Source organism: Nocardioides sp., assembly GCF_025965415.1.
Lineage (GTDB): Bacteria > Actinomycetota > Actinomycetes > Propionibacteriales > Nocardioidaceae > Nocardioides.
Genome location: NZ_JAOPWY010000049.1, coordinates 1 through 7029, shown reverse-complemented (window position 1 = coordinate 7029; position 7029 = coordinate 1). Strand labels below are relative to the sequence as shown.

Sequence of the window (7029 nt, the reverse complement as noted above, 5' to 3'; positions counted from 1 at the left end):
GACGTCGAGCATGAGGCGCGAGCGCTCGCCGGTCTCGCGGTAGACGGCCAACCGGGTCAGCTCCTGGAGCGCCTCCAGGACCTCACCGTTGCGACCGACGAGCAGGCTCAGGTCGGCGCCGCCGATCAGGACGCTGGCCCGGTCACCCTCGACGTCCATGTCCAGGTCACCGTCGAGGTCGGCGATGTCGAGGAGCTCCTCGAGGTAGTCGGCCGCGATGTCACCCTCCTGCTCGAGGCGCTGCACCTTGGAGGGACGACCGGCCTTGCCGGTGTCGGAGTCCTCGGTGCCGTCCACCTCGGCGACCTCGATCGTCTCGGTCTCGACGCCCTCGTCGTCGGTCATCTGCTCACTCACGTGTGTCTCCTGCTTCATTCGGGATGCATGGCCGCGGACGGCATGCAGAGAATCGAGGGGTCAGCGCTTCTTCTTCTTCTTGTTGCGCTGGGCCTTGGTCTGGCGCTGCGGCTGCTGGCGCGCCGGCGCGGGCTTCTCGTCGATCACGGCCACGGACGACTCGGTCGCCGGCGTCTCGAGCGTCAGTCCCTTGCGCTCGGCCTTCGCGCGGTCGCGCGCGGCCTTCGCGTCGGCGGCGGGCGTGCCCGGCGCGGGGTTGTTGCGGATCACGTAGAACTGCTGGCACATCGTCCAGAGGTTGGAGACGGTCCAGTAGACGAGCACGCCGATCGGGAAGGCGATGCCGCCGACGGCGAAGACGACGGGCAGGACGTAGAGCAGCATCTTCTGCTGCTGGGCGTACGGACCGCTCAGGGCGTCGGCCGGCATGTTCTTGCTCATCAGCTGCCGCTGGGTGAGGAAGGTCGTGGCCGTCATCGCGACGACGAGGATGGCGGCGATGACCATCACGCCGGTGACGCCGCCGGTGTTGAGGAAGGTGCCCGAGACGGGGATCGTGTCGAACAGCTTGGAGTCACCGAACTGCTTGGCGAGCTCCTCGTTGAGGAACCCGTGGGCCTTGCCCTTCTTCGACGCCTGGTCGAGCATCCGGAAGAGCGCCAGGAAGATCGGCATCTGCAGCAGGATCGGCAGGCACGAGGCGAACGGGTTGGTGCCCGAGTCCTTGTAGAGCTTCATCGTCTCCTGGGCGAGACGCTCCCGGTCGTGGCCGTACTTCTTCTGGAGCTCGCGCACCTTGGGCTGGATGAGCTGCATGTTGCGGCTCGACTTGATCTGCTTGACGAACAGCGGGATCAACGCCGCCCGGATGACCAGCGTCAGGCCCACGATCGACAGCACCCACGCGGCCCCGCCGGCCGGGTCGAGGACGGTCGACAGCAGCTTGTGGATGCCCACCAGCACGAAGGACACCGCATAGTAGAGCGGCACCATGATCGCGTGTCCGATGGATCCGAAGAAGTCGAGCACTCAAGCTCCTCGCGTTGCAGGGGACTCCGCAGCCGGTGTGGCGCGGGAGGGAACAGGGTCGTAGCCGCCGGCGGCCCACGGGTGGCACCGGCCGATGCGACGCAGCGAGAGCCACGTGCCACGCACGGAGCCGTGCACGGTGACCGCCTCGAGTGCGTATGCCGAGCAGCTCGGGTGGTAGCGGCACACCTGGCCGTAGAGCGGACTGATCGCGAAGCGCCACGCCCGGATGAAGCCGATCAGGAGATGCTTCACGAGGCGCTCACCCGGTCGAGCGTACGGCCAAGATCCGCGCCGAGGGTGGCGTACGACGCCTCGGCCGCAGCCGGAAGCGCACGCACCACGAGAGCAGCACGACCCGGAAGGCCTTCCAGTGCAGGAAGGCGCTCCCGGGTCAGGTGGCGCAGTCGTCTCTTCACACGGTTGCGTGTGACGGCGTTGCCCACGGCCTTGCTGACCGTGAACCCCACCTGCACCGGACCGGGCTCCGCGTCGGCGTCCACCCAGAGGTGGACCACCATCGTCGGGGATCCGGCGCGCCGCCCCTGCCGAACAGCGCGACGGAAACCGTCACTGTCGGTGAGGCGATGAACGGCGGAGAGCACGGCGCGTGCCGCGAGCTCGGGCCGTCAGACCGCCAGGCTCTTGCGGCCCTTGCGGCGACGGCTGGACAGGATCGAGCGACCGGCGCGGGTCCGCATGCGCAGACGGAAGCCGTGCACCTTGTGACGGCGACGGTTGTTCGGCTGGTACGTACGCTTGCTCACGGCTATTTCTCCGAAGGGTTCGAGGGATGTCCACTCCACTGCGAGGTCAGTGCTGGCTGTTCGGCCGGCACCGCCCACCCACGCGGCCGCCCGGTGGCGGATCGTGGACGTGCGGCACCCGTCGACATGGAGCGACCGGCCAACGGTACGCGGTGGGGAAAGAGGGGGTCAAACCCACGTCGCCCCGTCCCGGGCCGCCCTGTGGATGACGTCTTGCCCGCAACGACCTGCGGTTGTTACGTTCCCCCCCTCCCCGGTCTGTGGAAATCACGGTCCCTCCCGCCTGGTCGGCACGCTGTGACCCGGGTCACAGCGGCCCTCAAAGTGCCTCTGACCTGCACGGATGTTGGACGGATCGCCGCTCTCGGCCCGGTGGTGGGCCCCATCTCCACGATGGGGGAAAGCAGTTCACAGCTTGTGGAGAACTCTGTGGACCAAGGTCACCCGGTGCTCGGTGCGACCTCAAACAAACGGTGGAAAGCAGGCGGTCCGGTGGACGACCAGCAGGTAGATCTCGGGACGGCTTGGCAGCAGATCGTCGAGGACCTCCAACCCAACCAGCGCGCCTGGCTGCGTCCGAGCGTCCCGGTGACCCTCCACGAGAACACCGCGATCATCGCGGTGCCCAACGACTTCACGCGCAACCAGCTCGAGGGACGGCTGCGCAACCACATCGAGGACGCCCTCACCGAACGGTTCGGGCGCGAGATCCGCATGCTCGTCACGGTCAACCCCGCCCTCGAGGACACCGTGCCGATCCAGGTCGATGAGTCGACAGATGGATCTGTCGCTTTGTCGACACACGACCAGGGGCCGTTCGAGCCGACCCCCGCGCCGCGCGTCGAGCACGCTGAACCCGGTCCCAGCGGGAGCAACGAGCGCCGGCCGTCCGCGCTGGAGACCCGGCTCAACCCCAAGTACACGTTCGAGACCTTCGTCATCGGCTCCTCCAACCGCTTCCCCCACGCCGCGGCGGTCGCCGTGGCCGAGGCGCCGGGCAAGGCCTACAACCCGCTCCTGGTCTACGGGGAGTCCGGTCTGGGCAAGACGCACCTGCTCCACGCGATCGGCCACTACGTCCGCAGCCTCTACAGCAACGCCAAGGTGCGCTACGTCTCGAGCGAGGAGTTCACCAACGAGTTCATCAACGCGATCCGCGACGACCGGCAGGACCGCTTCAAGCGCCGCTACCGAGACGTCGACGTGCTGCTCATCGACGACATCCAGTTCCTCGAGGGCAAGACCCAGACGCAGGAGGAGTTCTTCCACACGTTCAACACCCTCCACAACGCCAACAAGCAGATCGTGCTGACCTCCGACCGCGCGCCCAAGCGGCTCGAGGCGCTCGAGGACCGGTTGCGCAACCGGTTCGAGTGGGGCCTGATCACCGACGTGCAGCCGCCCGACCTCGAGACCCGCATCGCGATCCTGCGCAAGAAGGCCGCCATGGACCGGCTCACCGCACCGCCGGACGTCCTCGAGTTCATCGCCTCCAAGATCCAGACCAACATCCGCGAGCTCGAGGGGGCGCTGATCCGGGTCACGGCGTTCGCCAACCTCAACCGCCAGGAGGTCGACATGACCCTGGCCGAGATCGTGCTCAAGGACCTGATCCCCGAGGGCGGCGAGCCCGAGATCACCCACGCGCTGATCATCGCCCAGACGGCGGCCTACTTCGGCGTCTCCCTGGAGGACCTCACCGGACCCTCGCGCGGGAGGCACCTCGTCATGGCCCGCCAGATCGGCATGTACCTCTGCCGCGAGCTGACCAGCATGTCGCTGCCGCAGATCGGCCGGGAGTTCGGCGGCCGCGACCACACCACGGTGATGTACGCCGACCGCAAGATCCGCCAGCTCCTGGCCGAGCGGCGAGCCGTCTTCAACCAGGTCAGCGAGCTCACCAACCGCGTGAAGATGCAGGCCCGCCAGTCCTGACGTCCCGCGTCGGTCCGGACCGGTCCGGCTGTGGAGAAGATGTGGTTCCGGCGCGTCCTTCCTCCCCAGGCCCTGTGGACGGGCCGGTGCCCATGACGACAAGCCTCGCTGAGTGCACACCCGCCGGCGAGTTGACCGTGGTGAGTGCACACCCCCTGTGCACACGCCTGCGAGCCGCTGACCTGCACAGATGCGACTTGTCCACAGTTTCCACGGACCCTATGACTGCTACGAACCTCAACACTGGTCCGATCACCCACCACCACTGAACACACCCCGCTCTGGGGAGAACCCTGCCGAAGCCCCGACCGGGCGTGGCAGGATGCACTTCCCACGCGCTCGCGCGTGCGCCGGAGGCTGCACCCAGCAGCTCCCCCATCGTTTCTCGTTACCAGATCTCTCGCCGAGGAGACCCTTGTGAAGTTCCGCGTCGAACGCGACGTCTTCGCCGATGCCGTTGCCTGGGCTGCACGCAGCCTGCCGGTCCGCCCCAGCTCCCCCGTGCTGGCCGGTCTGCTGATCGAGGCGAGCGACGCGGGTCTGGTCCTCTCCACCTTCGACTACGAGACCTCGGCCCGCGCCACCCTGACCGCCGACGTCAGCGACGAGGGCAAGGCCCTGGTCAGCGGCCGGCTCCTGGCCGACATCTGCCGCAGCCTGCCGGCCAAGCCCGTCGAGCTGACCCTCGAGGGCCCGCGGGTCTCGCTGATCTGCGGCTCGGCGCGCTTCAGCCTCCAGACCATGCCCGTCGCCGACTACCCGACGCTGCCCGACATGCCCTCGGCCACCGGCACCGTCTCCAGCGCCGACTTCGCCCACGCCGTCTCCCAGGCGGTCACCGCGGCCGGTCGCGACGACATGCTGCCCGTGCTCACCGGCGTACGGATCGAGATCGACGGCTCCACGATGGCGCTGCTGGCCACCGACCGCTTCCGCCTCTCGCACCGTGAGCTGACCTGGAACCCGCAGTCCCCGGACGCGTCGGTCGCCGCGCTCGTGCCCGCCAAGGTGCTGGGCGACACCGCCAAGTCGCTGACCTCGGGCGCCGAGGTCACCATCGCGCTGAGCGCGAGCGGTGCCGGCGAGGGCCTGATCGGGTTCGAGGGCACCGGCCTCGGCGGCGTACGACGCACCACCACGCGCCTGCTCGACGGCGAGTTCCCCAAGGTCCGGTCGCTGTTCCCGGCCGAGCACCTCACGGTGGCGAAGGTCAACAAGGCCGAGCTGATCGAGACCGTCAAGCGCGTGGCGCTCGTCGCCGAGCGCAACACCGCCGTGCAGATGAAGTTCGGCGACAACCAGATCGTGCTCGACGCCGGCTCCGGCGACGAGGCGATGGCGACCGAGGCGGTCGACGCCGACATCAACGGCGACGACCTGACCACGGGCTTCAACCCGCAGTTCCTGCTCGACGGCCTGACCGCGATCGACGGTGAGTTCGTGGACCTCGCCTTCACCCAGGCGACCAAGCCGGTGGTCATCTCCGGCACGGACGCCGACGACGCCAGCTCGTTCCGCTACCTGCTGATGCCGCGCCGGTTGCTGAGCTGATCCTGTCTGGAGACACCTCGCTCGTTCCGCGCTCTGCCAACTCGACCGACGAGGACCGGGGACTAGGCTCCTGCCTATGGACATCGGACTTGTCGGGCTGGGCAAGATGGGCGGCAACATGCGCGAGCGCATGCGCCGCGCGGGACTGACGGTCGTCGGCTACGACCGCAACCCCGACGTCAGTGACGTCGACTCCCTGGCCGCGCTCGTCGACGCGTTGCCGAGCCCCAAGGTCGTGTGGGTCATGGTGCCGGCCGGTGAACCCACACGCGCGACGGTCAAGGAGCTGGGCGACCTCCTCGACGAGGGCGACGTCATCGTGGACGGCGGCAACTCCCGCTGGACCGACGACATCGCCAACGCCGAGCTGCTCGCGGAGAAGAAGATCGGCTACGTCGACTGCGGTGTCTCCGGCGGTGTCTGGGGCCTGGAGAACGGCTACGCACTGATGTACGGCGGCGACGCCGACGACATCGCCAAGGTGCAGGAAGCCTTCGACGCCCTCAAGCCGGAGGGCGACTTCGGCGCCGTCCACGCGGGCTCGGTGGGTGCCGGTCACTTCTCCAAGATGGTCCACAACGGCATCGAGTACGCGATCATGCAGGCGTACGCCGAGGGGTGGGAGCTGCTCGAGAAGGCCGAGCTCACCGACAACGTGACCGAGGTCTTCCGCTCCTGGCGCGAGGGCACCGTGATCCGGTCGTGGCTGCTCGACCTCATGGTCAACGCGCTCGACGAGGACCCGAGCCTGAGCAAGATCGCCGGCTACGCCGAGGACTCCGGCGAGGGCCGCTGGACCGTCGAGGCCGGCATCGAGAACGCCGTCGCGACCCCGGCGATCACCGCCGCGCTCTACGCCCGCTTCGTCTCCCGGCAGGACGACTCCCCGACGATGAAGGCCGTCGCCGCCATGCGCAACCAGTTCGGCGGGCACGCGGTGCGGTCGTCCGCACCGAAGGGGGGCGATGCCGAGGGCAGCGTGGGTGCCGAGCAGTCCACGACCAGCCAGAAGGCCGGTGCCGGCAGCGCCCAGGAGCCGGGCGAGAGCTAGCCCCGTGCACGTCGCCCACCTGAGCCTGCACAACTTCCGCTCGTACGCCGACCTCGACGTCGAGCTGGAGCCGGGGGCGACCGCGTTCATCGGTCGCAACGGGCAGGGCAAGACCAACCTCGTCGAGGCGATCGACTACCTCTCCCGGCTGTCCTCCCACCGGGTCGCCACCGACGCCCCGCTGGTCAAGGCCGGCACCGACCAGGCGATCGTCCGCGCCGCGGTGGTGCGCGAGGGGCGCACGGCGGTGCTCGAGGTCGAGCTCAACCCGGGCAAGGCCAACCGGGCGCGGGTCAACAGGTCACCGCTGCCCAGGTCGCGCGACCTGGTCGGCCTGGT

The 7029-nt window shown here is 68.7% G+C and carries 7 protein-coding genes and 2 pseudogenes; 4 read left to right on the top strand and 5 right to left on the bottom strand.

All coding sequences use genetic code 11. The features are described from left to right. The 5 genes and pseudogenes from JWN97_RS05830 to rpmH form a co-directional block, all read right to left on the bottom strand. A pseudogene (locus JWN97_RS05830) lies at positions 1-345 on the bottom strand (KH domain-containing protein); the annotation flags it as partial. 72 nt (positions 346-417) lie between these two features. Beyond that, positions 418-1386: a membrane protein insertase YidC gene (gene yidC, locus JWN97_RS05825; protein WP_297619742.1), complete on the bottom strand. Its 969-nt coding sequence runs from the start codon at positions 1384-1386 to the stop codon at positions 418-420. Further along, positions 1387-1641, bottom strand: a complete 255-nt coding sequence (gene yidD, locus JWN97_RS05820) for a membrane protein insertion efficiency factor YidD (RefSeq protein ID WP_297619739.1) — start codon at positions 1639-1641, stop codon at positions 1387-1389. Beyond that, entirely contained in the window at positions 1638-1991 is a 354-nt protein-coding gene (gene rnpA / locus JWN97_RS05815; RefSeq protein WP_297619736.1) for a ribonuclease P protein component, read from the bottom strand. Before rnpA ends, yidD begins: the two co-directional genes overlap by 4 nt. Positions 1992-2015: 24 nt before the next feature. After that, entirely contained in the window at positions 2016-2153 is a 138-nt protein-coding gene (gene rpmH / locus JWN97_RS05810) for a 50S ribosomal protein L34 (RefSeq protein ID WP_056156542.1), read from the bottom strand. 534 nt (positions 2154-2687) lie between these two features. Here rpmH and dnaA point away from each other — a divergent pair. The 4 genes and pseudogenes from dnaA to JWN97_RS05790 all read left to right on the top strand — a co-directional run. Then, the gene (dnaA, locus tag JWN97_RS05805; protein WP_297619745.1) at positions 2688-4088 is read left to right on the top strand and encodes a chromosomal replication initiator protein DnaA; all 1401 of its coding nucleotides are present in this window, start codon (positions 2688-2690) and stop codon (positions 4086-4088) included. Between the two features lie 417 nt (positions 4089-4505). Beyond that, positions 4506-5639 (top strand): DNA polymerase III subunit beta, encoded by a 1134-nt coding sequence (gene dnaN / locus JWN97_RS05800; protein ID WP_297619714.1) that lies wholly within the window; start codon positions 4506-4508, stop codon positions 5637-5639. A 58-nt stretch (positions 5640-5697) separates the two neighbouring features. Then, a pseudogene (gene gnd / locus JWN97_RS05795) lies at positions 5698-6690 on the top strand (phosphogluconate dehydrogenase (NAD(+)-dependent, decarboxylating)); the annotation flags it as partial. Positions 6691-6694: 4 nt separating this feature from the next. Further along, a partial coding sequence (locus JWN97_RS05790) for an AAA family ATPase (RefSeq protein WP_297619711.1) occupies positions 6695-7029 on the top strand: 335 nt, incomplete at its 3' end.